At 57.7% G+C, this 26169-nt stretch carries 24 protein-coding genes, 1 tRNA gene and 4 pseudogenes; 20 read left to right on the top strand and 9 right to left on the bottom strand.

The window, feature by feature from the left end; genetic code table 11:
• Positions 1 to 7: 7 nt before the first annotated feature.
• From Q0864_RS14135 to Q0864_RS14115, 5 genes and pseudogenes are all read right to left on the bottom strand, one after another.
• Positions 8 to 997 carry a glutathione S-transferase family protein gene (locus Q0864_RS14135; RefSeq protein WP_298571014.1) on the bottom strand — a complete coding sequence of 330 codons (990 nt, stop codon included), beginning with the start codon at positions 995 to 997 and terminating at the stop codon, positions 8 to 10.
• Positions 998 to 1412: 415 nt separating this feature from the next.
• The gene (locus Q0864_RS14130) at positions 1413 to 2720 is read right to left on the bottom strand and encodes a restriction endonuclease (protein ID WP_298571012.1); all 1308 of its coding nucleotides are present in this window, start codon (positions 2718 to 2720) and stop codon (positions 1413 to 1415) included.
• Positions 2717 to 5563, bottom strand: coding sequence for an AAA family ATPase (locus tag Q0864_RS14125; RefSeq protein WP_298571010.1), 2847 nt, complete (start codon positions 5561 to 5563; stop codon positions 2717 to 2719). Before Q0864_RS14125 ends, Q0864_RS14130 begins: the two co-directional genes overlap by 4 nt.
• Positions 5564 to 5605: 42 nt before the next feature.
• Positions 5606 to 6004: pseudogene (locus Q0864_RS14120) on the bottom strand (type I restriction endonuclease subunit R); the annotation flags it as partial.
• A gap of 22 nt (positions 6005 to 6026) precedes the next feature.
• Positions 6027 to 6556 (bottom strand): annotated as a pseudogene (locus tag Q0864_RS14115) (transposase); the annotation flags it as partial.
• A gap of 101 nt (positions 6557 to 6657) precedes the next feature.
• Between Q0864_RS14115 and Q0864_RS14110 the strand changes: the two are divergent.
• The 7 genes and pseudogenes from Q0864_RS14110 to Q0864_RS14080 form a co-directional block, all read left to right on the top strand.
• Positions 6658 to 6816, top strand: a pseudogene (locus Q0864_RS14110) (IS3 family transposase); the annotation flags it as partial.
• Positions 6817 to 7303: 487 nt separating this feature from the next.
• The gene (locus tag Q0864_RS14105) at positions 7304 to 8671 is read left to right on the top strand and encodes a glycosyltransferase N-terminal domain-containing protein (RefSeq protein ID WP_298571008.1); all 1368 of its coding nucleotides are present in this window, start codon (positions 7304 to 7306) and stop codon (positions 8669 to 8671) included.
• Entirely contained in the window at positions 8668 to 9477 is an 810-nt protein-coding gene (locus Q0864_RS14100) for a hypothetical protein (protein WP_298571006.1), read from the top strand. Before Q0864_RS14105 ends, Q0864_RS14100 begins: the two co-directional genes overlap by 4 nt.
• Before the next feature lie 65 nt (positions 9478 to 9542).
• Positions 9543 to 10286 (top strand): hypothetical protein, encoded by a 744-nt coding sequence (locus tag Q0864_RS14095; protein WP_298571005.1) that lies wholly within the window; start codon positions 9543 to 9545, stop codon positions 10284 to 10286.
• Between the two features lie 237 nt (positions 10287 to 10523).
• A pseudogene (locus Q0864_RS14090) lies at positions 10524 to 10859 on the top strand (transposase); the annotation flags it as partial.
• A 297-nt stretch (positions 10860 to 11156) separates the two neighbouring features.
• Positions 11157 to 11426, top strand: coding sequence for a hypothetical protein (locus Q0864_RS14085; protein ID WP_298571004.1), 270 nt, complete (start codon positions 11157 to 11159; stop codon positions 11424 to 11426).
• A 27-nt stretch (positions 11427 to 11453) separates the two neighbouring features.
• On the top strand, positions 11454 to 11897 hold the full coding sequence (locus Q0864_RS14080) for a hypothetical protein (protein WP_298571002.1): 444 nt from the start codon (positions 11454 to 11456) through the stop codon (positions 11895 to 11897).
• 251 nt (positions 11898 to 12148) lie between these two features.
• Here the strand turns inward: Q0864_RS14080 and Q0864_RS14075 are convergent.
• Positions 12149 to 12238: transfer RNA gene (locus Q0864_RS14075), tRNA-Ser, on the bottom strand.
• 165 nt (positions 12239 to 12403) lie between these two features.
• On the opposite strand from Q0864_RS14075, the gene Q0864_RS14070 reads away from it, so the two are divergent.
• Together Q0864_RS14070 and Q0864_RS14065 are read left to right on the top strand one after the other, a co-directional pair.
• Positions 12404 to 13234 (top strand): DUF2059 domain-containing protein, encoded by an 831-nt coding sequence (locus Q0864_RS14070; RefSeq protein WP_298571000.1) that lies wholly within the window; start codon positions 12404 to 12406, stop codon positions 13232 to 13234.
• A complete protein-coding gene (locus Q0864_RS14065; RefSeq protein WP_298570998.1) occupies positions 13231 to 14121 on the top strand; it encodes a hypothetical protein in 891 nt (296 codons plus the stop codon). Before Q0864_RS14070 ends, Q0864_RS14065 begins: the two co-directional genes overlap by 4 nt.
• Before the next feature lie 49 nt (positions 14122 to 14170).
• Here Q0864_RS14065 and Q0864_RS14060 read toward each other — a convergent pair whose 3' ends face one another.
• A complete protein-coding gene (locus Q0864_RS14060; RefSeq protein WP_298570996.1) occupies positions 14171 to 16339 on the bottom strand; it encodes a tetratricopeptide repeat-containing sulfotransferase family protein in 2169 nt (722 codons plus the stop codon).
• 387 nt (positions 16340 to 16726) lie between these two features.
• Between Q0864_RS14060 and Q0864_RS14055 the strand changes: the two genes are divergently transcribed.
• The 8 genes from Q0864_RS14055 (at position 16727) to Q0864_RS14020 (ending at position 22899) form a co-directional block, all read left to right on the top strand.
• Positions 16727 to 17335, top strand: coding sequence for a 50S ribosomal protein L21 (locus Q0864_RS14055; RefSeq protein WP_298571211.1), 609 nt, complete (start codon positions 16727 to 16729; stop codon positions 17333 to 17335).
• A gap of 21 nt (positions 17336 to 17356) precedes the next feature.
• A complete protein-coding gene (gene rpmA / locus Q0864_RS14050; RefSeq protein ID WP_298570995.1) occupies positions 17357 to 17626 on the top strand; it encodes a 50S ribosomal protein L27 in 270 nt (89 codons plus the stop codon).
• Positions 17627 to 17822: 196 nt separating this feature from the next.
• Positions 17823 to 18362, top strand: coding sequence for a GNAT family N-acetyltransferase (locus tag Q0864_RS14045; RefSeq protein ID WP_298570994.1), 540 nt, complete (start codon positions 17823 to 17825; stop codon positions 18360 to 18362).
• A gap of 9 nt (positions 18363 to 18371) precedes the next feature.
• Positions 18372 to 18890: a GNAT family N-acetyltransferase gene (locus tag Q0864_RS14040; RefSeq protein ID WP_298570992.1), complete on the top strand. Its 519-nt coding sequence runs from the start codon at positions 18372 to 18374 to the stop codon at positions 18888 to 18890.
• The gene (locus tag Q0864_RS14035; RefSeq protein WP_298570990.1) at positions 18887 to 19408 is read left to right on the top strand and encodes a GNAT family N-acetyltransferase; all 522 of its coding nucleotides are present in this window, start codon (positions 18887 to 18889) and stop codon (positions 19406 to 19408) included. The genes Q0864_RS14040 and Q0864_RS14035 overlap by 4 nt, the downstream gene beginning before the upstream one ends.
• An 85-nt stretch (positions 19409 to 19493) precedes the next feature.
• On the top strand, positions 19494 to 20525 hold the full coding sequence (obgE, locus tag Q0864_RS14030; RefSeq protein ID WP_248365013.1) for a GTPase ObgE: 1032 nt from the start codon (positions 19494 to 19496) through the stop codon (positions 20523 to 20525).
• Positions 20513 to 21619: a glutamate 5-kinase gene (proB, locus tag Q0864_RS14025; RefSeq protein WP_248365012.1), complete on the top strand. Its 1107-nt coding sequence runs from the start codon at positions 20513 to 20515 to the stop codon at positions 21617 to 21619. Before obgE ends, proB begins: the two co-directional genes overlap by 13 nt.
• A gap of 32 nt (positions 21620 to 21651) precedes the next feature.
• Entirely contained in the window at positions 21652 to 22899 is a 1248-nt protein-coding gene (locus Q0864_RS14020; protein WP_298570986.1) for a glutamate-5-semialdehyde dehydrogenase, read from the top strand.
• 6 nt (positions 22900 to 22905) lie between these two features.
• On the opposite strand, the gene Q0864_RS14015 is transcribed toward Q0864_RS14020, so the two are convergent.
• Positions 22906 to 23505, bottom strand: a complete 600-nt coding sequence (locus Q0864_RS14015) for a histidine phosphotransferase family protein (RefSeq protein ID WP_298570984.1) — start codon at positions 23503 to 23505, stop codon at positions 22906 to 22908.
• A 32-nt stretch (positions 23506 to 23537) separates the two neighbouring features.
• On the opposite strand from Q0864_RS14015, the gene Q0864_RS14010 reads away from it, so the two are divergent.
• From Q0864_RS14010 to Q0864_RS14000, 3 genes are all read left to right on the top strand, one after another.
• Positions 23538 to 23723, top strand: a complete 186-nt coding sequence (locus Q0864_RS14010) for a DUF3553 domain-containing protein (protein ID WP_298571210.1) — start codon at positions 23538 to 23540, stop codon at positions 23721 to 23723.
• A gap of 106 nt (positions 23724 to 23829) precedes the next feature.
• Positions 23830 to 24606: a GNAT family N-acyltransferase gene (locus Q0864_RS14005; protein ID WP_248365007.1), complete on the top strand. Its 777-nt coding sequence runs from the start codon at positions 23830 to 23832 to the stop codon at positions 24604 to 24606.
• Positions 24603 to 25439, top strand: a complete 837-nt coding sequence (locus tag Q0864_RS14000) for a lysophospholipid acyltransferase family protein (RefSeq protein WP_298570981.1) — start codon at positions 24603 to 24605, stop codon at positions 25437 to 25439. The genes Q0864_RS14005 and Q0864_RS14000 overlap by 4 nt, the downstream gene beginning before the upstream one ends.
• Here the strand turns inward: Q0864_RS14000 and Q0864_RS13995 are convergent.
• Positions 25436 to 26065, bottom strand: a complete 630-nt coding sequence (locus Q0864_RS13995) for a thiamine phosphate synthase (RefSeq protein ID WP_248365690.1) — start codon at positions 26063 to 26065, stop codon at positions 25436 to 25438. The two genes, Q0864_RS14000 and Q0864_RS13995, sit on opposite strands and share 4 nt — an antisense overlap.
• Positions 26066 to 26169: the final 104 nt, after the last annotated feature.

Here is a 26169-nt window from a genome sequence, read left to right as displayed (position 1 = left end):
GCCGCGCTTAAGTCGCCCCGTCAAATCGCGCCCGGTCATGCGGTGCGTGCAGGTCCTGCTCCGGCCCAACAGGCACCACGCCACTGGGATTGATCGTCGCGTGGCTTGCGTAATAATGGGCTTTGATATGCTCCATATTGACGGTCTCAGCGATGCGCGGCTGCTGATACAGATCGCGCAGATAGGCCGATAGATTGGGGTAATCGGCAATCCTTCGGATGTTGCATTTGAAGTGCCCGACATAGACCGGATCAAAGCGAAGCAAGGTGGTAAACAACCGCCAATCCGCTTCGGTGGGGGCGGACCCGGTCAGATACCGCTGCCGATCCAATCGGGCTTCGAGCCAGTCAAGTGTTTCGAAAAGTGGGGCGATGGCCTCTTCATAGGCCTCTTGCGTGGTGGCGAAACCGGCCTTGTAGACGCCGTTGTTCACGGTGGAGTAGATGCGGTCGTTCAGGGCGTCAATCTCGGGGCGCAAGGCGACGGGGTAGAAGTCGCCCGGCTGTGCGCCCACCGCATCAAAGGCGGTATTGAACATGCGGATGATCTCGGAGCTTTCGTTGGACACGATGGTGCCTGTCTGCCTGTCCCACAAAACCGGCACCGTCACGCGCCCGGAATAGTCAGGCTGAGCGGTCGTGTAAATCTGGTGCATATAGCGCGCATTGTTCACCGTGTCGGGAATGGTGCCGTCGCAGGTGTCGAAGGTCCATCCATGCTCTGCCATCAGCCAGTGAACCACAGACACCGAGATCATGTCCTCAAGCCCCTTCAAGGCGCGAAAGATCAGTGTTCGGTGCGCCCAGGGGCACGCCAGCGACACATAAAGATGATAGCGGTCCGGTTGCGCCGTGAACCCGCTGCGGCCACTGGGCCCGGCGGATCCATCCGGCGTGATCCAATTGCGGAACTGTGGGGCTTTTCGTTTGAACCGACCGCCGGTTTGTGACGTGTCATACCACTGGTCGACCCATTTTCCGTCTTGCAATAGCCCCATGCTCAATCCCTTTCCGCAGATATCGCTACAGGATACCTATCTGATCCCATAACGAAAGCTCGGATTGCCAAGGGTTTGGAATGACACAAGCTAGACCGCCCCAGCGCGGCGCGCCCAGTCGCTGCAAGCGCCCCCGCCTGTCAGCCCAGACGGCCCGGATTGCCATGTTTTCCAAGGGAAAAGTGGCGGAGAGACAGGGATTCGAACCCTGGGAACCCGTGAAGGCTCAACGGTTTTCGAGACCGTTTTTGAACGTGTGGCGGGTATTGAGAGACTAGTAAAAAAAGGGTCTATGACGCCAAAAAATGCGCGAAATCGGCATCGAAAGCGGGCAGGGGTGTCACAGAAAAGTGTCACAGTTGCTCCGTTGGTGCCAGTCCTGGAGTTCAGTATAGCCTGACGGTCCGTAGACCACTCAAAGGGAAGCAGTCGACAAAAGCCTTGTGCCCACCAGCCTACGCAATGCCTGAGCACAACTTACAGCCGGTGCTGTCACATCAATCGTCGACAGCGTCAGAGTATTTGGGCTGTCCTGCTCAGCAATAGAATAACCACGGTTTTCAGGTTCGTCCCCGAGACCGGTATGGTGCGGATAAAGCAGCATGGTCTGCTGGCAACCATAGAGTTGGCTGTATGCCATCAACTGATAGACGTCGCCTTGGCTTACGCCCTGCTTGGGATCGTCGATCCTGGGCGTCATCCGTTTCCACTTTGTGTCGATGATCATTGCGATCTCGCTGCTGCGCCGGATGATGATGTCCGGCTTTGTTCTGAATCGTCCTACGTCCCCGTCATAGAGGCACGATCGGTGACCACCCTGCGTTGACACGCGCAATTCTGTGCCCGCCAGCGCGTTTTTCAGTAGCCGCGCGACATACTCTTCGAAAAGCAAGTTCATCTCGAACAAGAGGGCGTGGCCTCCCGTTCGCCCGCTGCTGGTTTTCTGATAGCGTCCACCCAGCAAAAGCCTGGCGAGCGACAGTAGGTCGCCCCACCGCTGGTTGGTCCGATCAAGAGTGATCCCGTCCCAATTCAACTCGGCCAACGTCAGGTTCGAAATGCCTGCATAAGCAAAGGCCAGTTCCCTCAGGATGCGCTGGTTGTCGCTGGCTCGTGCCAGCCGCGACAGGTGCGTAACGGTGGCCTTCATTACCTGGTTCAGCGGGATGTCAGCCGACAATTCATCGAAGTCGCAGGCAAGACGCTCCGGATGCGTCGCAAGAACCGAGAACTGCCGCGTCGTGTTCAGCCGCCCCCGCAGGGCCGGGAGGTCGTCGGACCGAGCCAGATATTGGCGAGGCATGCCATTGCGAACCGTGTTCAGCAAACGAGTGGAGAACAGGCGGATAAGGATTTCGAGTAAACTATCACTTTGCAGACCGAGTCGCGCGATACCCGCCTCGTCAATGCGCAGGTTGAGAGCAACCCCGAGCATGTGCACAAGACGATGGCGCAAGACAGTGTCGCTTGCCGCATCGTTCTCTCCCGGGGCGTCGATCTTCGGCAGGATCTCCAGCTGTGCGTCAGGCGTCGCCAGAACGCCCACAATCCCACGCGCGCGTAACGATTTGCGTCCATGCTCCAGCACGCCGTCGCCACCGCGGCCAGCAAAACTTGACGCCGCAGCGGCGACGGCAAGGCCGGACGCAGCCCCCGCAGGGATCTGATCCGGCCCATCGCCGTAAGGAAGGCGTTGCCATTCAAGGATGGTGCGGCGGATCACGCGCTTAGCAGTTTATCATAGGAGAACGGCCCTGAACGGACGGACCAGCGAAACCGCACTGCGTCTTCATCGTCTTCCATACCCGGAGGGGCCTTCAGGCGCGTGCGTTTCAGGAAACCACCGTTGATCTCACCATCTGCTGAGTCTGCATCGCCCAGAACCGCTGCAACCTTGGCCCAATCCTCGAAGAAATATTCTGCCAACAGCGGGATGATCCGGTCGCGCATGACCGCGTCAACAGCCGCCTTGGTTTTGCATTGGATGAAATAAGCATGGCCGATCTGGTGTTCGCGGTCGTAAAGGTATTCGATCCGGTCGTTGAGGGCTTGCAACAAGCGAGTAAGGTCAATGCCGCATTGCTGTGCCGCATCGGCAAGAAAAACCGGCTCCGGCATTAGCTCACGGAACTCGAACCTCCGCCGTAATGCCGTATCCAATAGCGCGATAGACCGGTCGGCGGTGTTCATGGTGCCAAGGATGTGCAGGTTGGACGGCACGCCGAAATCATCGCCAGAATAGGGCAGGCGCACTTTGATCTGGTTTGGTTGACCAAGGCGTTTGTCGGGTTCCAGGAGTGTGATGAGCTCGCCGAAAACTTTGGAGATATTCGCCCGGTTGATCTCGTCGATGATCAGAACGAATTGCTCAGGATCGCTGTCACCATTTTCCAATTGACTGTTTGCATAGCGCTCAAGTGCCGGGATGTTGAGAAAGTCGCGCTTCAATCTGTAGATTGTCGGTTGAATAAAATTGGCTTTATAGATCTCTTCGGCCGCAACTCCTGCATCATCGATCCATAGCCAGCGCACCGCGCGACGATGCCCATAATCGCCTTCTTCCCGTCCATGCCGTTCATACTCGCCGGTGACTTCTCCAATGGCTCGAAACAGCTTGTTGCCCTTGGACACAATGATGATGTCGCCGACCTTCAACTTGTTGCGAAAGGCGTCTGTCAATTTGACTTGCCCGGACTGCCGCGTCACAGGCCCTTCGTGTTCGCCGAATTGCCGACAAGCAGCCAAGATCTCATTCGGGTCAGAGAATTTTGGGTCCGACCAATCGATGTCCTCAAACCCGAATATCGCATAGCCGCCTTCGATTGCATCATCGAAAAGATGTGCGCCATCGGGGTTGGCAGCCTCACCAAGGGACATCTTGAATACTTGGCGCCCTTGCAGAGTGATCCTGTGGTCGTCCCGGGTGCCCCCCTTACTCGCCTCTGCGCGACGGACAATTCGGCGGAAGATGCCTGGCACCGTTTCCAGTCGGAACCCTGTCCCGTTGCTGTCGTCGCCCGCCTCGTCAGTCATCGGTTGTCGCCCTTCGACAAAATCCTCGTATGACATCGATTGGTGGAAAGTGACGAATTCGATCCGCTTTTCTGCGCAGAGGCGTGCGTAAGCCGCCATGACCTGAGCGCGGCCTTCCTGAACGATTTCTCCGCAAAGCTTCAAGGCTTCCCCGGCCGTCGCATAGGTCTTGCCGGTGCCTGGTGGTCCGTAAAGGATCAGGTTCGTCGGGGCGGGGGAATGGTGCGCGGCCGGCTCCGGATTACTCACTTCTTTAGGCATTGCATTGAACTCCGATCCACCTTCCATCGCGATCCATAAAAACCCCTGAACGTCGAGCCAGTTTTGGGGTTCCCAACCCCAGTCGTCTCGCATTACGGCAAGCATCTCTTCAAAGCCGGACTTCAGCCGTGCATAGTCTCGCATTGCGTCGAACTTGGATTCGACGAAAAGTGGTGCGCCGGTGAGCGCTTTCCATGCACCATTGATCGCCGTGATCTTGAACGGCGCAACTTCACTGGGTCGCGCCATAGCGGCGGCTGATGTAAGGACATTGATCCGCTCGCCGAAGGTCAGGGTGGTTGCGCCTCGTGCACGCAACTGCTCGAGCTCGCGGAAAGCCTCAGCAAGGGCGAGATCGATGGGTTCTTCCGAACGGACCAGCCTCCCGACCGCAGAGTAAAGATCGGCAAGCAGGTCATTGTCGATTTTTCTGACTGAGTCCTCCGTCTGCCACCGCACTAAAGGTCCGTCAGGTGCTGCGTTTTTCAAGATTTCGTATACTTGTTGACCGAATTCTATTTCCTCGGTGCTTTGACGCCTTGCTTGCTGAACCTTTTTGGAAGCAGCGACCTTGTAGTCGCCTTCACGCTTCGCCCAGCCGCCGCCGGGATCCGAAAACTTTCGAAAGTCTGGGCATTCTTTGAGGAAAACGGTTCGCATTTGTTCAAGAACTGCGCGGTTAATCATGGCGTCGTTCAAATGAAACCGGAAAACCGTGGCGGAACTTTGATTTGCTCCGATTCGCTCTGGCTCCGTCACCTCTGCAATTTCCTGAAAGATCGGGCCAGAAATAGCCTGACAGATGTTCGGCCAGGCTTGATAGAGGCCCAGAGCTTCATTCACGTCGCGCACGAGGATGTCGACAGCGACGTCGCCGCGTTCGCGTGCAGTCTCGATGTAGTGTTCCAGAACATATAGCCTGATCCGGTCGGCATCGCGCGCCTGCCCAGGAGGATCGCCGGCCAGATAGCGGCCATATTGCGCCAACCAGCTCCGCCAACTTGAGAGACGGCCAAGCGGCTTTTCGGATTTTGGAAAGAGAATTCGAAAGTCCTCACCGCCGGACTTTGCATCTTCTCGGATCCGGTTAAGGCGGTCGCGTATTTGATCAAAGCCACCGTCTTTCCAGGCTTGATCGAGATCCTGCCAATCAAATCCCAATGCGCCTAATTGTCGTTCGATTGTCTTGACCGCGTAAATGCGAGTGTCGAGGCCCTTTTCGGTATTCGCACCGCCCTCGGATAACCACTTTCTGAATTTGTCTTCCTGCAAAGTAACCTCAATAATGTTCAGTTGTTAATAACTCAAAGTAGCCTAAGCGTCGCCGATATCACCCATCTGCTCATTGAAGGTTACCAAGTGGCTCACCATTTTGTCGACAATTCTGCGGGCAATACTCTTGCGCTTTAGAATGCTCGGGGGTGTCTTCACTATGCTCATGACATCATCGGACAAGGGCTCCTTATCGGAGAACTGGTAGGCCTCAATGAGTGCGCTGAATGCCTCCGCATCCAGGTCTTCCTCTCGACAGATCCTTTCAAAAGCCTCGGATCGCTTGCGCTCCCAGTAGTCATTAAAGGTATCTCTGGTTTCATCAACAGATCGCATCTGCGGCATGTAGGACTCTATGAATTCCTCGATGAGGTCGCGTTTGCTGCGCAGTCTTGCCTCGGAACCAAGAATGTCCAGCACCGCTTTTTTCTTGGCGGCATTTTCGTCTGCGTCTTCCTCATCGCCTTTCGACCCGTTTTTCGTTTACATGCCAGCCAGCATCTCTCAGCAAAGCGGCGATCCGACGATAACCGTATCGGCCATTTTGCCGGGTCAGCTCGATCATGTCCGCCACCAACCTGTCTTCATCCGGGCGACCGGTGGGCAATTTGCGCTGCGTGGATCGGTGTTGTCTCAGAACGCGACAAGCGCGGCATTCCGAGACATTCAGCTCAGCACGAACACGATCAATGCAAGCACGGCGACGAGCGGGGCTTAGAAGTTTCCCTTTGCAGCCTCCGCCAAGATAAGCTTGTCCAGCGTTAGATCAGAAACAGCCTTGCGTAATCGCTCATTCTCTTTCTGCAGGCGCTTCAGTTCCTTCAATTGGTCCGTGCCCATTCCACCGTACTTCTTCTTCCAGCGGTAATACGTTTGTTCAGTCACACCAATCTGCCGGATCGCATCCAGACGTGGCACCCCTTGCCCCGTCAGAACCTCAACCTGCCGTAGCTTCGTGACAGTCTCTTCCGGCTTTGGTCGCTTGTTGGCCATGTGTTTGCTCCGTTTTCCTAAACATAGCGGAGGACCATTTCAGTGGGGGAGGATCAAATAAGGCAGGATTTCTTGTTCATCTTAACGATTAGGAGATCGAGATGACGAGGAAGCCTGCCACATCGAAAGACGCTGCCGACAAGGTGGTCAAGAATAGCCGCCGCAAAACGCGGCAAACCTATTCATCGGAAGAGAAGATCCGCATTGTCGTGGCGGGGTTGCGTGGCAAGGAAAGCATTGCTGTCCTTTGCCGCCGTGAGTGGAGCCTAAGCACAAACCTTCCAATGGGCCCCTATGTGCTGGATCCATCGGTAAATCGACAACTCTGCGGGCTTGTATGGATGCTCACTCGTTTGGATTCGAATGGCGAGTTCGAGGATATCGAGGCGGTCATTGCTCAGATGGAAGCAGAGATTGATCCGGACGTCCTCACTACTCCCGTGCGGCCGTCGAAAACGTTAATGATCAAATGAATCTCGTTGCGTTGTGCTTCAGGATAGACTTGCAATTTTTCCTGCATCCGGCCCAACAAAGCCAAAACCGCATCCAGCTGCCTGCCAAGAAGAGAGAGTGTTTCGTCCCAAACTTATATTGGCTTGTTGTTGGGATCCTTCATCGCGGGAATGAATCCCCGCTTGATCAATAGTGGAGGACTTGATTTCTCGACTGTCCGCAACGAAAAAAACCTGATAATGAGCCAACAATCCTTCACGGCCCTATGTTAAACGAGGCTGGCAAATCCATAAGATGAAAAAATCAAGACCCGCAATTAAGCTGTATCTCACTCATATATTATACACCTTGATCTGGGTTCTGTTATTTCCATTTGCTCTTGGATATTTGTTCCTGCGCGGCCGCAAGGACCGGGAATATAGAGAGCATCTGGCCGAGCGTTTTGGTTCATATCAGGATCTCGGCATGTCCTCATCAGTTTGGATTCATGCCGTATCTATGGGCGAGACCATTGCTGTAGCACCCCTAGTCCGGGCGCTGCTTGCACAGGGGGAAAGGGTGATCATTACCCACTTCACTCCTGCAGGGCGGCGCACGTCCCAGTCACTGTTTGCAGAAGATATGGCAACGGGACGGTTGAAAGCTGTTTATGTACCCTTCGAGTTCGATTGGGTGTTCTCACGGTTTTTTAAAGCTTTTGCCCCGAAATACGGGCTTATCGTCGAGGCCGACATCTGGCCACGCATGATTTCAGCAAGCCGCAGGCGGAGGGTGCCTCTTTTTCTATGCAATGGCCTGTTTTCAAGCCGGAGCGTTGAATTGGACCGAAAGCTTTTTGGCATACGTTCCGGCGTCATGCGTGAGCTTTCTGGCATGATGGTGAAATCGAGCCTTCACAAGGATCGCTTTCATGCAGTGGGCATCAAGAACATCGCCGTCACCGGCGAGCTTCGTTTTGACCAACCCGTGCCAAAACATCATCTGGCAGCAGCCAATGAGCTTAAGGCGTCGGCCGGATTTGCCAATCGCAAAGTCATTGCACTGACCAGCGCGGTCGCGGAAGAAGAGGATCTTCACTTCAGCTATATGAAACATATGCTGGAGCGCGTTGAGGATACTGAAACCAAACCTCTTTTCATCTATGTCCCGCGCGAACCCGAGCGTTTTTCTGGACTGACCCAAAGTTTGAATAGCTATGGCCTGCGGGCCTGTGCGCGCAGCGATTGGCTGGATGCAGACCTTTCAGAGAAAGAAAATCTGACGCTTGACGATATCGAAGTGATTGTCGGCAACTCACTTGGTGAAATGTTCTTCTATCTTGCCCTATCAGATATGGTTGTGGTTGGCAGAAGCTTCCATCCGCGCGGATCCCACAATGTGATTGAGCCGCTGCTGCTGGGCAAACCAGTGGTCGTGGGCCCCTATACCTGGAACATCGAATATCCATCGGTGGAAGCGATCGAAGCTGGTGTTCTGACGCAATGCGAAACAATAGAAGAGTTGGAGACCTTCACCCTCGATTTTCTTGCCGACCGTTGGGATGCGCTGAAGTTCACCAACGCCACACGCGATTTCTTGCAGACGCATGCCGGAGCGACTGAAAAATGCATCGCGGCCCTACCAATCCTGTTGAATAATGTGGCACCGGAGGGAACATCATGATTTGCATCTGGGATTTTGACGGAGTCGTATGCAACTCGCTGTATGAGTGTGCAACCGTCAGTCATTTTGCCATGCAATTGCTTGAGGGGACCCTTCCAGCGCTTTCTCGGCATGTTGTGGAAACAACGCTGGAAAGTGGAGAAGTCGACGCGCTGACCGAAGCATTGCGACCGTACCGTCCCTATGTCGTGGACGGGAAGGATTACCTCTATCAGATCGAATATTTCGTGCGCTCAAATCGCCACTTTTCTTCGTCCAAGGCGTATTGGGAAGCCTTTGATGTCTTGGTGGATGAAGATAAATCCCGCAAGTTCAACACCACATTTTATGGCACGCGCCGCGACCTGCAATACCTGCTCGAAAATCGCTATGTTACGTTGTTTACCGCCTATAACGAAGCGGTCGAGGCGATGCGGGATTCCACAGAATTGTTCGACACCTATATTTGCACAGCCCGGGACAAGGCCGCTGTGATTTCTTTCCTGAAAATGGCCAACCTTCCATTTGACGAGCAGAAAATTTACTCTCGTGATTTCAACGGATTGTATGACAATGTCGGGCTTGGAAAGTCGCAACAGATTGGTCGCATCCTGAAAGCCAATGGTGGCTTGCAGCAGAAGTTCGTCTTGATCGAGGATCAAGCGAAAGCCCCGCTGGAGCTATATGAAACTTGCACGGCAATGACCGTGTTGCATGCAGCCTATGGGTATGGCGACGCAGAGCAATGGGCGAAACTGCCTGAGGACCGGCATCAAACAATACTGGAACCTAAGCATCTGGGCGAAAGCCTTCGCCAATTTAAGTAAAATCAGCCGTTCAACATGCCCCGGAAACAGGTCATGATGCGATTGAAAAAAGACAGGAGAAAACGATGATTGTTGGACTTTTGACTGGACGCGGGGGAAGTGTCTCCATCCCCGACAAAAATGTCATCGAAGTCTTGGGACGCCCCTTGATGAGTTACGCGGCCTTGATGGCAAATCAATCGAAATTGATTGACGAAGTCTACCTGTCCACCGATGGCGAGAAGCTGAAAGACGTTGGGCGTGAGATGGGATTGAAGATCATCGACCGCCCCGAAGAACTTGCGCTGCCAACCTCTCAGCACAAAGATGCCCTCGCGCATGCACTGTCCGTGCTTGAAGCGGAAGGGAAAAAGCCCGAGATTCTGGTCGTGTTTCTTTGCAACGTCGGCACGCATCGCCCGGGTCTGGTGGATCATTGCATCCAGCAACTTATCGACAACCCCGAACTCGATTCCGTGGTCACGGTCGAAGAACGAAATGAATATCACCCCCTGCGCACCAAGAAGGCTGGCCCGGATGGAAATCTGGTGCCGTTTTTGGAAACCGAAGGCCCAATCTCGACAAACCGGCAAGATCTCGAACCGGCGCTGTTTATCGACCACACGTTTTGGGTGCTCAGGGTTTCATCCTGTTTCGGTCCCGAAGCACAAGGTCAGCAACCTTGGGACTTCATGGGGCAACGGATCAAGGGCGTTCCAAATTCCGGCAGCATCGACATCCACACGCACGAAGATATTGCCTATACCGAGGCATGGTTGCGCAAATATGGCTGGACGTCAGATGAAACCCCGTCCGGTGATGATATCTGACGCTTAAGTATTGGAGTGTATGCCGTGTTCATTCGGCAGCACTTGCACACATCCGCCGTTTACATCGTTAGTGCCAAAAGAAGGCAATACTGCGAACTTTTGCCAAAACTTTGCAGTCTGCTGCCATTCATACATAGTGCAGCATCCGTAACTATGGGCTTATTTCGTTGAAAAACTCGTCCTTGATCGGGGTCTGGCTTGCTGATTCAATTCCTGTAGTTGAGGGGAGGTTTGGCGATGTTGGGACCGCAACAAGAAGCACAAGCGGCGCTGTTTTACGAGTTCTCACTGGAGGATCACGTCCCCCAAGATCAACTGCTGCGATCCATCGATCGGTTCGTCGACCTGAGCAGCATCCGCGCCCATCTTGCGGGTTTTTACAGTCACACCAGCCGTCCGTCTGCCGATCCCGAACTGCAGATCCGCATGCTCCTGGTCGGCTACTGTTTCGGTATCCGGTCCGTGCGACGCCTCTGCGAGGAGGTGCATTTGAACCTCGCGTATCGCTGGTTTTGCCGGCTCGACCTAGCTGATCGGGTTCCGGATCACTCGACCTTCTCGAAGAACCGGCATAACAGGGCCGAGATAGCGTCTCTGATCGAAGTGGACATCGCAGCGACGGAAGCTTGGCTGTTGCGTCGGATTGAGAACAAATTGAATGAAGCACGGCAACGGGCAGCGGGCGTCACACATTACATCTAGTGGTCAGCGGACAATTCAAAGGTCCGGTCCAGCCATGCCGAGCGGGATGACCGCGTATTTCCGCGGGATCACGGCTTTCCGGATGGTTTGCCGGGTGAAGCGCACAACTGCCGATGCTACGCAGAACCGGCCATCATCAACGGTCAAATTATTCTGACAGGCCGTCCGGTGTCGCCGGACCTGACGGATCGCATATCGGATGCACAAGGCAGAGGTCTCGCCAGTGCCGGTGGGGACGCATTGGTTGGCACAGTCACTGGCCTCTATGATGTGCTCCTTTTTTCCTATCTCGGATACCGGCGTCTGTTTGGTGTCAGCACAGAAGAGGAAGAACAGGAGCGGCTGACCGCGCGCCAGAATATCCTTGATGCGCTGGAGCGATTGGCGGAACTGGACCGTGAAACGGCCGAGCAGACCGCCGAGGAGGCGGTCGCCTAGTTCGAGGCGCAGCACGCTGAGCTTCGTTTGCTTGACATTGAACACCGCCTGGGCCTGACCAGTGAAGAGGCCTTGCTGCGCGCCTACGAAGACGCGGCCTACCTTGATGCGTCGGTTCTTCTTGGTGGGACCGCCTTCACGGCGGGGGCCGCAAAGCTCGGGATCAACCTGACCCGCTTGCGGCCGACAGCAGCTTTAAACGCCCTGCGTGCGGGTCGCACTCGGTTGGATGATATGATCGGCAACACATATGACCCAGGCAAACTACGACAGGTCACCGCAGAAAAATCCGAGTGGTCTGAACGCCTGAAGCGCAACTTTGAGCACGTCCTAATCTCGCGGCAGTTAAATGCTCTAGTTTATGAAGAGAAGGTCGATATTGAGTTTGCGAGTGACGATGAGCTCTATGCCTACCTTCAGCGGCTGTTCGCTTATCTTTTTGAGGATGGTCCGGTGCCGGAATGGAATTGATGGCATCGGGCCGCGAGGAGAGCATGGCTATAGCCTAAACGAATGTCCGCTTTGCGGGCTGCCACTGCAGGATCCAGCATTGGCCTTGAAGTCCGGAATGGGCCGGGATTTACTGTCTCGCAGAGTTGTCCAGGCTTCATTCCCAATCCAATGCCACCAAACACACAAGAGTCATCCTGGGGGATGGTTTGGGGGATCTTGATTTAGTTGAGCTAAAATTCTATTTAATAACAGATACTTACAAAGGTAAGTGGCGGAGAGACAGGGATTCGAACCCTGGGTAGGCTTGCACCCACAACGGTTTTCGAGACCGCCCCGTTCGACCACTCCGGCACCTCTCCGCGGGGGTCTTGAGGGGGGATAATTCGACCGCGCAACTAGTGCAACCCATTTTTTTGCTCATTTCCCCGCCGACTGTCACTTTCGTGACCGGGCAGGGCTTGGCAGTCCGGGGTGTCAAGTCTAGTCTGCGGATGCATCAAAGTTCCGAAAGGACGACTAAGCCTATGAGACTTAACAGATTAGCCCCTTTCTTTGCCGTTCTATTTACACTGGTCTGGACCGTATCGGGGGCGCAGGCGGCTGAGGACGGGAAGATCAGGGAATTCCTGAAGGTCACAGGGTTTGATGTGGCCATCGCCTCGATCCAGTTGGGCGCAATGGCGGGCCCGGCCCTGACTGGCGAAGACCCAGAGGTGTTCGGCAAGCAATGGACCATGCTGGCCGAAGAGATCTTCGATCCAGACGAGATGATTGACGACGCGGTCGAAATGCTGGCAGCCGTCATGCCCGATCCTTTGCTGGACCACGGGGTGGATTTTTACGGCAGCGATCTGGGGCAGCGTGTCGTCGCGGTGGAAAATGAAAGCCACATGGCCGATGACGAGAAAAAATACGCCGAGGGAGAGACGCTGGCCGGCAAACTGATTGATGAGGGCAGCATCCGTGTCGACTTGTTTCGCGCGATGAGTGACGCCATCGGGTCGACCGAGACCGCAATCCGCTCGATCGTGGAGATACAGGTGCGCTATCTGATGGCGGCGGTCGCGGCCGGGGCGAGTGATTTCGACATCAGCGAAGAGGATCTGCGCCTGATGCTGATGGAACAAGCCGGGCAGATGCGCGAAGGGATCGAAGTGAACACCCTGATTTCAAACGCTTATGCCTATCGCGACCTGACGGACAGCGAACTGATCGATTATCTGTCGGCACTGCAAGACCCGCAAATGGGGCAGGTCTATGAGATCCTGAACGCGGTCCAATACCAGATCATGGCTGATCGGTATGAGGCACTTGCAAGCCGGCTGGCTGACCTGAGCCCGGAGCAGGAATTGTGATCTGTTGGCTGCGCCTCTTTGTGGTGAAGGTCGCAGCGGTTGCATTTGCCATCGGACTTGGGCTGACCCATCCCGGCGTGGCGGGTCCCCAAAGTGCGACGCCCACGCATGGTGGCGCGCAGACCGTGCCGCAGGACTTTGAACGACTTTGGAGCCTTCTGCATCTGGACGACCTTGTTGTCATCATGCGCGAAGAAGGCTTCACCCTTGCGCTGGCCTCTGACGTTGACTTGTTGGGGCGGCCCGGCGGGCAGGCGTGGACGCAGCGGCTTGAACAAATCTACGAGATGGACCGCTTGCAGCGTGACCTGCAGCGCGAGATGCTGGCGGCCCTGAACCCCACCCATCTGGATGCGTTGTGCGACTTCTATTCCGCGCAGTCGGTGCAGAACGTCGTCGTGTTGGAGGTGTCGGTCCGGCGCGCCTTTTTGGATGCTGATGTAGAAGACCGGGCGCGCAGCGCATGGCTGAACGGTCTGGCACTGACCGCCCATGAGGACGCGATCCTTCACTTCGTCGAGGTCAACGACCTGATCGAACGCAACGTGGTTGGGGCGCTCAATTCAAACTATGCGTTTCTCAGGGCCATGACGGACGCCCATCCGGTTGCCGCTGAACGGATGACAGATCAGCAGATCCTGGCCGAAGTCTGGGCCGAAGAGGTGGAAATTCGCCAAGACACATCGGAATGGCTGTTTGCCTTTCTGACCACCGCCTACGACCCCGTGTCCGAAGAGGTTCTGGATGCCTATGTCGCGTTTTCGGAAACCGATGCGGGGCAGGCGCTGAACCATGCGATCTTTGCGGCGTTTGATAAGATGTATCTGCGGATATCCGCGGATCTGGGGCGCGCGGTTGGCGAATTCAGCAGCCAGCAAGAGCTATAGACCCGCGCGCTTGCCCATACTTTGATCAAGGGTCCGTCGCAGAGGCCGGTCAGTCCTCCGGCACGCCCTCCAGACCTTTCAACCCCTCGATCATGTCCTTCAGATGGGGCGCATAACGACGCCATTTTCCAACTGACGAGCTGTAAAGCGGTTGGCGCACTTGCGCCAGCGACAGGGTTTTGACCTCGCGGTCCGTCTGGTGGAAATTCAGGCAGGCGTCTTCCCAGTCAAGGTCGCAAAAGGCAAGCAGTTTGCGCACCTCCTGTTCGGGGTTGGCGACCAGCGCTTCGTATTCGATTTCGTAGATCCGATCCGGTGCCATCTTGCGCCATAGGGCAAGGTATTCGGTATACAGCCGGTAGGTGTCGACAAGATCAGTCTGCGAATAGGTATACAGATGCAGCCCCGCCACGAAGCGGTTCTTGAGCATCGACCACAGGTTGTCGCGCGGATCGCGGCGCAGCGCGACAATCTTGGCATTGGGCAACGCCAGCCACGCCAAGGGGGCAATCTGATAGGTCGAAATGGTTTTGTCCGTGATCCGGTCCGCGTCCGGAAGCCGTGTGTCGATGGCCGCCTGATAGGCGCGCCCCAATTGGTCAAGCTGCGCGGGGGTCATGTCGGCAATGGTGCCACCGGTCTTGTCTGTGGTTGCCACGGCTTCGAATGCCATCGGGTGGAAGATCCCCAACTCGTCACCGCCCGTGACGGTCGAGTGGCTGGCCAAGATCTGTTCGACCAAGGTCGTGCCGGACCGGGGCAGGCCGGTGATGAAGATCGTCTGGTTGTCCTGAAAACCGACCGTTCCGATCCGGTCGCGATCAAACCCCTTCAAAAACGCATGGAACCGGTCGAAGTCGCGTTGGGCCTTCTCTGCGTCATGCGGGTAATGCTGGCGCATGATCTGGTTGGATCGATCCAGATAGGTCCATGCGGCGTCATAGTCCTTGGCGTCCTCCATGACTTTGACCAGCCCGTAGCCAAGGTCCATGCGACTGTCATCGGGCAGGTCGGGGCGGTCCCAGAGGTTCTGCATCTCAGCCACGACAGGGTCTTCCAGAGGCAGTCTCTTGCCTTGCGTCAGCATCCTGTAGATCGCGCCCGACCGCACCCCACGTGCAAGCGCGTCACGCAGCAAGCGATCCGCTTCGTCAAACGCGCCGCTTTGGTGCAGCATGTTGGCTGCAATGGTGACAACGCGCAGGCTGTCGGGGTCTTTTTTCAAGGCCGCGTCGATCATCGCGCGCGCGCTGTCGTCGTCGCCCAACAGCTTGCGCGCAACCGCGCCAAGCGCAAGTGTCTCGCCGGTAGCCGGTGCCAGGGTTTCGAGGTGATCAAGATTGGCCTGCGCCTGTGCGGCCTCTTCCAGCGACAGCGCGGCCTGCGCCCGGATCAACAACGCAAGGCGATTGTCTGGGTCTTGCTTCAGCAAGAGGTCAAGGCAGTCCTTTGCATGACGCGGCGCGTTGATATCGTTGTAGAGCTTGCCCAGATTGCCCAGCACAATCGGGTTATGCGGGATCAGTCGACGCGCGTGCAGCAGGTGGGTCTTGGCTTCGGCGCGGCGGTTCTGGGCCAGCAAAAGTTGACCTAGCTGCGCGGCGGCTTCGCCGTAATCCGGGTCGATGGAAAGCGCGGTCTTGAAGGCGGCCTCGGCGTCTTGCAACTGGCCCAGTTGCGCCAATGCAGCGCCATGAATGGTGGACAGGATCTCGCTCTTGCCGCGGCTGGCGATCAGCGCGCGGGCTTCGGCCTCGACCTCGGCGATGCGACCGGCATTCACACCCGAGACCAGCGCCTCGATCTCTGAGGGCGAGACTTTGCTGGACTGGCGCGTGCTGCTGGTTTGATTGGCGGCGAAAGCCTGCGCGATGGCCTTGCGCTCTGCCGCAGGCAGCTTGGCGGATTTCAACAGCTTGCGGGCCTCGCCACGTGCGCGCGAGCTTCCAAGTGCTGTGACGGCCGCAGCATAGGCGCGCCAGACAGTCAGTTCGCCCGGGGCCAGTTGAACGGCCTGCGCCAACAGATCTGTCGCCTCTTGGTTCTGGCCCAGCTTCAGGTGGATTTGTCCCATATGGAAGGGGATCTCAGCCCGCTTGGGGGCAAGTTTGCGCAGCTTGGCCAAAACATCCAGCGCGTCATGTGGTTTGCCGGACCGTGCCAGCCCGATGGCCCGGTTGAACATGGCAGGGATCTGGTTGGTGTTCAGGGGCAGCATGACGGGTTCCTCGGGGTCTTTACGTCGCGTGATTTGGCGCATGTCCTGTGTGGACAAGCACCTACTTGGCCTAATATGTCCCGCTCAAGCCTGCAAGGGGGTGTGCACCGCGCGCGGTCACCTCTCAATTCGCGACGTAACGCCTGCACGATCCCCCGGTTCGATGCCCCGTTCGACCCTTGGCGAAACTGCCGGAAAAGTCCGGAAACCGTCTTGACTTATGGGCGAAATCACCCGATAAGCCGCCACTCTTACCGGGAATTTCCCGTGTGGGAGCTTTAACTTTGCCCATCGGGGCGCGCCGTTCGAGGCAAGTGAAGGGATCATCCCTTCGTCAAACACCGGTTTTTCCGGGGCCACAGGACGCGGAATATGAAGGAAGATCAAATGTTTGCGGTTTTGAAAACCGGCGGCAAGCAGTATAAGGTCCAAGCTGGGGACGTTCTGCGTGTCGAAAAGCTGGCAGCTGATGCTGGCGAAACAGTCCAGTTCAATGAGATTCTGATGGTTGGTGCAACCGTCGGCACCCCCACCGTTGCCGGTGCTGGCGTGCAGGCTGAAATCATCGACCAGATCAAAGGCGAAAAAGTCATTCACTTCGTGAAGCGTCGCCGTAAGCACAGCTCGAAGCGCACCAAGGGTCACCGTCAGCAACTGACGCTCTTGCGCGTGACGGACATCCTTGAAAAGGGTGCCGACAAATCGGGCGTGAAAGCTGCCATCGGTGCAGGTTCGGTTTCGGGTGGCGCAGCTGTTGCGGCTGCTCCGGCCAAGAAAGCCGCTCCGAAGAAAGCCGCACCTGCGAAAGCCGCAAAAGCGGAAGCCGCCGCAGCAGACGATCTGACCGCAATCACTGGTGTCGGCCCGGCCGCCGCCAAGAAGCTGGCCGACGCTGGCATCACCACCTTCGCCCAACTTGCGGCCGTTGACGTTGACAGCTTTGAAGCCGTCAAGGTTAAGCCCGAGTGGGTTGAGCAGGCCAAGACACTGGCCTAATCTGAGCTAAGGAGAGATAGCATGGCACATAAAAAAGCAGGCGGTTCATCCCGTAACGGCCGCGACTCAGCCGGTCGTCGTCTTGGCGTCAAGATTTTCGGTGGTCAGTCGGTCATCCCAGGCAACATCATCGTGCGTCAGCGCGGCACCAAAATGTGGCCGGGCGCCAATGTGGGCATGGGCAAGGATCACACGATCTTCGCGACTGCCGAAGGGCATGTCCAGTTCCACAAGGGCCTGAAGGGCCGCACCTTTATTTCGGTTCTCCCGGTCGCGGAGGCCGCTGAGTAAGCCGAACCTGACAAGGTTGTGAAAAACCAGGGGCCGGCTGTGATAGCCGGCCCCTTTTCTTTTTGTATCAAGTGACTATCTGCCCTTCACGAGGATTTCACATTTTGGTCGTAAACCCCGCCATATCGTTAGGTATGAGGGGCCCATGGGCTGATGAAGGTCAGTGCATCTTGCGCTTTTCAGAGGAGGGAAAGCCGTGAAGCATGAACAGATTCTGACACAACCCCGCATTCAGGCGGATCGTTTCGTCCTGCGCCCGGTGCGCCGGTCTGATACGGGTATGATCTCGCTCTATGCGGGTGACGAACGGGTCGCGCGCGGGTCGCGATCGATCCCACATCCCTTGCCGGACGGCGTCACCGAAGCCTTTGTCGAACGCGCCCTGGATCCTGCCCGCACGGAAGACGTCTGGGTCATGGACGGCGCGCAGGGCGATCAACGCGAGGTGTTGGGTGTGATCAGCCTGAACCACTTGGATCGCGGCCAGTCGCAGCTTGGCTATTGGGTCGCGCCAGCGTTCTGGAACGCGGGGATCGCGTCCGAAGCCGTGCAGGCGCTTGTGGCGGCCAACCCGCAAGATAACAGCTCGATCTTTGCCGAGGTGTTTCAGGACAGCCCGGCCTCGGCGCGGGTGCTGACCCATGCAGGGTTTGAATATATTGGCGACGCCGAAAGCCATTCGGTGGCACGCAACACCAATGTGCCTACCTGGACCTACATCAGGAAGATGGTGTAACGCATTGCCATGTCACGTGAAATCAATATCAGAACGGAGCGGTTCTCGCTCCGTCCTCTAAGGCTTGCGGACGGAGAAGCGGTGGTGCGCCTGCTCGATGATTACGAGGTGGCGCGCTGGCTGACGGTTGTTCCCCATCCTTACACGTTGACAGATTTCAACGGGTTCCTCGCGCATCTTGCCGACACCTCGCCGCTGGGTGGATTGGCAATTGAAGAGGCGGGTCAGGTGCTGGGTGTGGTCGGTCTGGACCCGACGCTTGGCTATTGGCTGGGTCGTGCCCACCAAGGGCGCGGGGTGATGGGCGAAGCTGCGTTGGCGCTGGTCAACTGGGCCTTTCAGCAGCAGGATATCGACCAAATCGGGTCCGGGTATTTCGAAGGAAACGTGGCGTCCAAGTCTGTGCTGCACAGGCTAGGATTTCGTGACACGGGTGTCGTCGAAGATGTTAATTGCGTCTCGCAAGGTATTGAAGTCAAACTTGTTAAGGCTGAATTGACCCGTGACATGTGGGCGGCATCTCGATGATGACGCGGCTTGTCACCGACCGGTTGATGATGCGTCGCGCGCAATCCACCGACCTTGAGGGTTTCCACGCCGTCGTCTCTGATTTCGAGGTGGTGCGGATGACGTCAAGTTGGCCGTGGCCCGCCGATCGCGCCTACACCAAAACACGGTGCGTTCCGATCAACGCGGCGCATGGCATGGCGGGGCCGGTGCTTTGCAAAGGCGAAATCGTCGGGATCATGGGCGCGCTGTCGATGTATGATGACGGGCCTGAACTTGGCTATATGTTTGCGCGCGCCCATTGGGGCCAAGGGTTTGCGACCGAAATGGCGCGTGCGCTGCTGGACCATGTCTGGGCGCAATATGACTGGGACGTGATTAAAGCCTCGGCATATGACGACAATCCCGCATCGGTGCGGGTTCTTGATAAGCTGGGCTTTCACGAGGTCGAGCCAACGATAGGCACATGCAAAGCGCGCGGCGGTGATTTTCCGCTTCGTTGCTTCCAATTGCCACGACCGCCACTTACGCGGGTTTGATAACGCCCCAAACGGCCCTCAACTCTTGAGCCTCGGCTCATTTCCCTCTATCGCCAGTGTCACAACAAGAAAAGGCGCATGCCCCATGAAGTTTCTCGATCTCGCAAAGGTCTATATCCGCTCGGGCTCCGGCGGCGGCGGCTGCGTGTCGTTTCGGCGCGAGAAATACATCGAATATGGTGGCCCTGATGGGGGTGATGGTGGACGCGGCGGCGATGTGATCGTCGAAGTGGTCGATGGTCTGAACACGCTGATCGATTTCCGCTATCAACAGCACTTCTTCGCGGGCAACGGACGCCCCGGCATGGGCAAACAACGCACCGGCCCGGATGGTGACGACATCGTGTTGCGCGTGCCCGTCGGGACCGAGATCTTGGACGAAGACCAAGAAACCGTGATCGCCGACATGACCGAAGTCGGGCAGCGCTTCGTGCTGGCCAAGGGGGGCAATGGCGGCTTTGGCAACCTGCATTTCACCAGCTCGACCAACCGCGCACCACGCCGCGCCAATCCGGGGCAAGAAGGGGTCGAGCGCACCATCTGGCTGCGCCTGAAGTTGATCGCGGATGTGGGCCTGTTGGGTCTGCCCAACGCGGGCAAATCGACCTTTCTGGCGGCCACATCGAACGCGCGACCGAAGATTGCGGATTATCCATTTACGACGCTGCACCCTAATCTGGGTGTGGTTGGCGTGGACAACGCCGAATTTGTCGTCGCGGATATTCCGGGTCTGATCGAAGGGGCAAGCGAGGGGCGAGGCCTAGGCGATCTGTTCCTTGGGCACGTCGAACGTTGCTCGGTTCTATTGCATCTTGTGGATGGCACGTCCGAGGATGTTGTCGAAGATTGGCAGACCATCCTCACCGAGATCGAAGCCTATGGCGACATTTTGGGCGGCAAGCCGCGCGTGACAGTCCTGAACAAGATTGACGCGCTGGACGATGAAGAACGGGAAGAAAAACGCAAAGCACTTGAGGCCGTTGCCGGGCCTGTCATGCTGATGTCCGGCGTCGCCCAGCAAGGCACCGTCGAGGTTCTGCGCGCGCTTCGCAAAGAGATCTCCGAGGACCGCATCCGCCAGAAACCCGTAGAGGAGGAAGAGACGTGGCGGCCCTGACAGACGCCAAACGAATCGTCGTCAAGATCGGCTCGGCGCTTTTGGTCGACGCCAAAACGGGCGCGTTGAAGTCTGATTGGTTGCAGTCTCTGGCCACTGATGTGGCGGCGCTGAAGGCGCGCGGGGCGGATGTTGTGCTGGTCTCGTCCGGGTCCATCGCATTGGGGCGCGGCGTGCTGGGCTTGCCGGCTGGCACCTTGTCTCTGGAGCAATCACAAGCGGCTGCCGCAGTCGGGCAAATCCGGCTGGCGCGCGCCTATGAAGAGGCTTTGGCCCCCTTGGGCGCGACCACCGCACAGGTGCTTGTGACGCTGGAAGACAGCGCGGATCGCCGTCGTTACCTGAACACCCGCGCGACGTTGGAGACGCTGTTGTCACTGGGCGTTGTGCCCATCGTGAACGAAAACGACACGGTCGCGACGGATGAAATCCGCTTTGGCGACAATGACCGCCTGGCCGCTCAGGTGGCCGTCACGGTCGGCGCGGACCACCTGGTGCTTCTGTCCGATGTGGACGGATTTTATTCCGGCAACCCAAAGGATGATCCCTCGGCCACGCGTTATGACGTGATTGACACCATCACGTCCGAGATTGAGGCGATGGCGGGTGATGCCGGAACGGGACTGTCCAAAGGCGGCATGAAAACCAAGGTGATGGCGGCGAAAACCGCGACGGGCGCGGGGTGCGATATGACGATCACGCTGGGGTCACGTATGTCCCCGCTGACCGCTTTAGCTGGGGGGGCGGCGTCCACCTTGTTCACCGCCCGCACGGACCCGAAAGCGGCGCGCAAACACTGGATTGCTTCGATGAAATCACGCGGGGCGGTGGTGGTTGATACGGGTGCCGTGGCGGCGCTCAAGTCCGGGAAATCGCTGTTGCCCGCAGGTGTGGCCCAAGTGCGCGGAAGCTTCCAACGCGGGGACCCGGTCGAAATTCACAGCACCGATGGCACCCATCTGGGCGCGGGGCTCAGCCGCTATACCGCCGAAGAAGCGCGCGCCATTCAGGGCAAGCGATCCGACCAGATCGAGGCCATTCTGGGCTATCCGGGCCGTGCAGCCCTGATCCATCGCGACGACATGGCGCTGTAGCGGCCAAAAGCATGAATATTGGAGACAGACCAATGAGCGAAGACATCAAGGCCATGATGACAAAGATCGGACGCCGCGCGCGTGATGCGGCCAAGGTGCTTGCCTTCGCGCCTGCCGAGGCCAAAGAAAAAGCACTGCTGGCGGCGGCGGATGCCTGTTGGGACCGGCGGGCCGAGATCATCGCGGCCAATGAAAAAGACATGGCCTTTGGCCGCGACAAAGGACTGTCGCCTGCGATGATGGACCGTCTGATGTTGGACGAGGATCGCATCAAAGGGATGTGTGACGGCCTTCGCGCCGTGGCGGGGCAGGCCGATCCGGTGGGCGAAGTTCTGGAAGAATGGGATCGTCCCTCGGGCCTGCACATCAAGCGTGTGCGCACACCGTTGGGCGTCATTGGCGTGATCTATGAAAGCCGCCCGAACGTGACGGCGGATGCGGGGGCGCTTTGCTTGAAAGCGGGCAATGCCGTGATCCTGCGCGGCGGGTCGGAAAGCTTCCATTCTGCGGGTCTGATCCACGCGTGTTTGCAGGACGGGCTGCGGGCCGCCGATCTTCCCGAAGATGCTATCCAGCGTGTGCCGACCCGTGACCGGGCGGCAGTCAGCCAGATGCTGACCATGACCGATTATATCGACGTGATCGTGCCGCGCGGTGGCAAAGGTCTTGTTGGCTTGGTGCAGCGCGAGGCGCGTGTGCCGGTGTTTGCTCATCTGGAAGGCATCGTGCATGTCTATATCGACAAGGACGCCGACCCCGACAAAACCGCGCGTGTGGTGATGAATGCCAAGACACGACGGACTGGGATTTGTGGCGCGGCAGAGTGTTTGCTGATCCACAAGGACGCGGTTGCGCTTGGTCAAAAGGTGCTGGACGATTTGATGGCGGCCGGGGTCGAGGTTCACGCGGGCGAGGGGCTGACCGGCACGCTTGCCGCCACCGAGGATGACTGGGGCAAGGAGTTTTTGGACAGCATCATCGCCGCGCGGGTGGTTGATGACGTAGACGGCGCGATTAGCCACATCAACCGCTATTCATCCTCGCACACCGACGCGATCCTGACCGAGAACGATGCGACCGCCGAACGGTTCTTTACCCGGCTCGACAGCGCAATCTTGATGCGCAATGCCTCGACCCAGTTTGCCGATGGGGGCGAGTTCGGCATGGGGGCCGAGATCGGGATCGCCACCGGCAAGATGCATGCGCGCGGGCCGGTGGGGGCGGCGCAGCTCACCTCGTTCAAGTATCTGGTCGAAGGCGACGGGACGACCCGCGCGTGATTGTGTTCAAAACTCGACGTTGATCGAATGATCCGACAGCGTCACCCCGGCGGCTCGGTTCTGGCGCGCCAGTTCCGGTGCGATCAGGGCAAAATGCACCTGGGCCGGGGGCACATCCGCGTCGCCCTGTGGGGTGCTTAACAAGGCCCAAAGGTCCGGGTCCAGCTTCAGTTTGTCGGCCACGCCCCGGATCGTCCAATGATCCCCGTCACGCCGGACGCTGATCCGCCCCCCCCAGGGCATCGCGCTTTCAAAGCATTGCAGGATCAGGAAGGCCAGTTTGACACAGGCGCGGGGTTGGCTGCCTTCCGGTGTCCAGTCCACCTCGATCTTGCGGCCATCGACACCGGGGGCGAGGATGCTGCGAATTTCGCCGTCCGCGATCAACTGATCATCTGGAGCCGCCCCGAAGGCCACGCGGAAATATCGGATGCGCAGGTTGGCATTGGTCACGCTTTCCGCAATCAGCGCCATTTCCGGGCTGTCAGCCATTCCGGAAAGCTGCAAAAGCTCAACACCATTGCCGATCGCCCCCAAAGGGCTGATAAGGTCGTGGCAGATGCGGGAACCGATAAGCGCCGTCAGGTCGCGGTTATGCTGTGTCATGGGGTCGCCTTGAATAGGAGGACAGGATGGGAATGGGATCATTGCTGGAGCCGGGCATGCTGGTGCGTCACCCCGAGAAACCCGATTGGGGTCTGGGACAGGTGCAGTCCAATATCGGGGGCAAGATCACGGTGAATTTCGAACATGCCGGAAAACAGGTTATCCTGTCGGATCTGGTGGATCTCATGCCTGTGTTTGAACCTCCGAAAGCAACGTGAAGTAAATTAACCTACTCAAACACAACCCTAGATGGTATTCGGCCCAGTTGCAAACCCGGACCTGTCGCCATAGAAGCCCAGCAAGGTTAGCAAAACGTTAAAACCGATGCCCCAGCCTGATTTTGTCCTTCGCCTGGCCCAAGACGAGGCCGATCTGATCGCGGCGCAGCGCCTGCGATATGACGTTTTTGTGGACGAACTTGGCGGTAGCGGCGATTTGGTGGATCACGATGCGCGCCTGGAACGCGATGCGTTTGATCCCTATTTCGATCATCTGATCCTGTTTGATCGCGCTCGACCTGGGACGCCTGCTGTAGGGGTTTATCGTCTGTTGCGCGGCGCACGCCTGTCTGACACACCCGGCGCGTTGAACCGATTTTATTCTGAGGACGAATATGATCTGAGCGTTCTAAAGAACTCTGGTCGCAACCTTCTGGAACTGGGCCGATCCTGCCTGCACCCCGACTATCGCGGTGGCAGCGCCATGGTGGTGTTGTGGGGCGGGTTGGCAGACTACGTGGCGGAGCACAAGATCGAGGTGCTTTTCGGCGTTGCCTCGTTTCACGGCACCGATATCGACCTGCTCAAGGCCCCGCTGTCACTGCTGCATCACCGACATCTGGCGCCGGAAGGCCTGCGCGTGAGGGCACAGCCCGCGCAGTTTCAAACCATGAACCTGATGGCAGAGGACCAGATCGACCGGCCCGCCGCCATGCGCGCGGTGCCGTCATTGATCAAAGCATATCTTAGGCTGGGTGGTTTCGTGGGCGAGGGCGCGTATATTGACCATGATTTCAACACCACGGATGTATGCCTGATCATGGACACCGAACAGATGAGCGCGAAGCACACGGCATTCTACACCGGAAAGCCCCGCCCATGACCGCCCTGTGGCATGGCGAGCCAGAGCCGCACAGCTTCCATCCGACCGGCATGGATTGGGTGCGCATTGTCGCGCGCGGCGTTCCCTTGGCGCTGCTTGTTTTTGGCGGGCTTGTGGTGCTGTTGCTCGTCCGGCTGATAGAGCGTCCCTTTTTCGGCATCAAACGCCCGGTCACGCCCCATATCACGCAATTCGTTTGCCGGATGGCGTTCGTGACCCTTGGCATCCCGTTCAAACCCATCGGAACGCCGATGCGCGAAAAGGGGGCCGTCGTGGCCAATCATGCGGGGTGGTTGGACATTTTCACGCTGAATGCCAAGAAACGCGTCTATTTCGTTTCGAAATCCGAGGTGGCGAACTGGCCGGGGATCGGCTGGCTGGCGCGCGCGACGGGCACAGTTTTCATCAACCGCGACCGGCGCGAGGCGACCCGCCAGATCGAGGTCTTTCGCGAACGTTTATCGGCGGGTCACAAGTTGCTGTTCTTTCCCGAAGGAACATCCAGCGACTCACGCCGCGTTTTGCCGTTTAAATCAACGCTTTTTGCGGCATTCTTCACGCCAGAGTTGCGTGATTTCATGTGGGTGCAGCCCGTGACTGTGCGCTATATCGCGCCCGACACGGAAGATCCGCGCTTTTATGGCTGGTGGGGCGATATGGATTTCGCGCCGCATCTGGTGCAAACCCTTGCCGCGCGCAAACAGGGCCGGGTCGAGCTGGTCTATCACACACCGGTCAAAGTGTCGGACTTTGCCAGCCGCAAGGACCTGGCCGCCTATTGCGAGACTGTGGTGCGGGGTGGGCTGGGCGATTTGAACGTCGAGGCGTCTTAACGGGTCATCGCCCCCAGCAAGCGGGCCAGCGTTGCCGAAGGATCATCGGTGCGCCAGATCTCTTCCCCGATGGCGAAGAAATCGGTGAACGGGGTCAAGGTGCGAATGATGTCTTCGGTCAGTGCACCTTCGGCCACCACCGGCACCTCGATCATTTTTGACCACCAGTCGAACAAATCAGCCTCGGCTTGGGTGCCGTCGCCTAGCCCTGTCGATCCCGCCGGACCAAAACTGACGTAATCCGCGCCCGCTTCGCCCGCTGTCATGCCGTCATGGCGCGAGGCGTTGCAAAACGCACCGACAATGGCGTCATTGCCCAGATCATCGCGGGTCTTGCGCACCCGACGCGCGCCGTCGCCTAGATGCACACCGTCCAAGCCCAGACGTTCAACCATCAAAGCGTGCTCGGCGATCACAATCGGCACGTCGCGGGCATGGGCAACCTCGCGGCACGTGTCGGCGGCGCGCATGATGCGGTCTTCGTCCTTTGTTGCCAGCGACAGGCGCAGGCAGGCCGTGTCGTGAGCATCCAGCACGCGGGCCAACTGGTCGGGAAACAGCGACAGTTCTAATTCGGGCGGTGTCACCAGATAAAGCTGGGGAAGTTCCATGTCGGTATCGGCCATCTTGCGGTCCTTTTCGTCTGGTGCTTGCAGCTTCATAGACGGCTCTTGCGCCAATGCAAGTGATTCAGACCAGCGCGCCACGCATGCTTGCTCTGGGCCGAATG

It is taken from the genome of uncultured Aliiroseovarius sp., assembly GCF_947497285.1.
GTDB lineage: Bacteria > Pseudomonadota > Alphaproteobacteria > Rhodobacterales > Rhodobacteraceae > Aliiroseovarius.
This window is presented reverse-complemented; position numbering and strand designations above follow the sequence as displayed.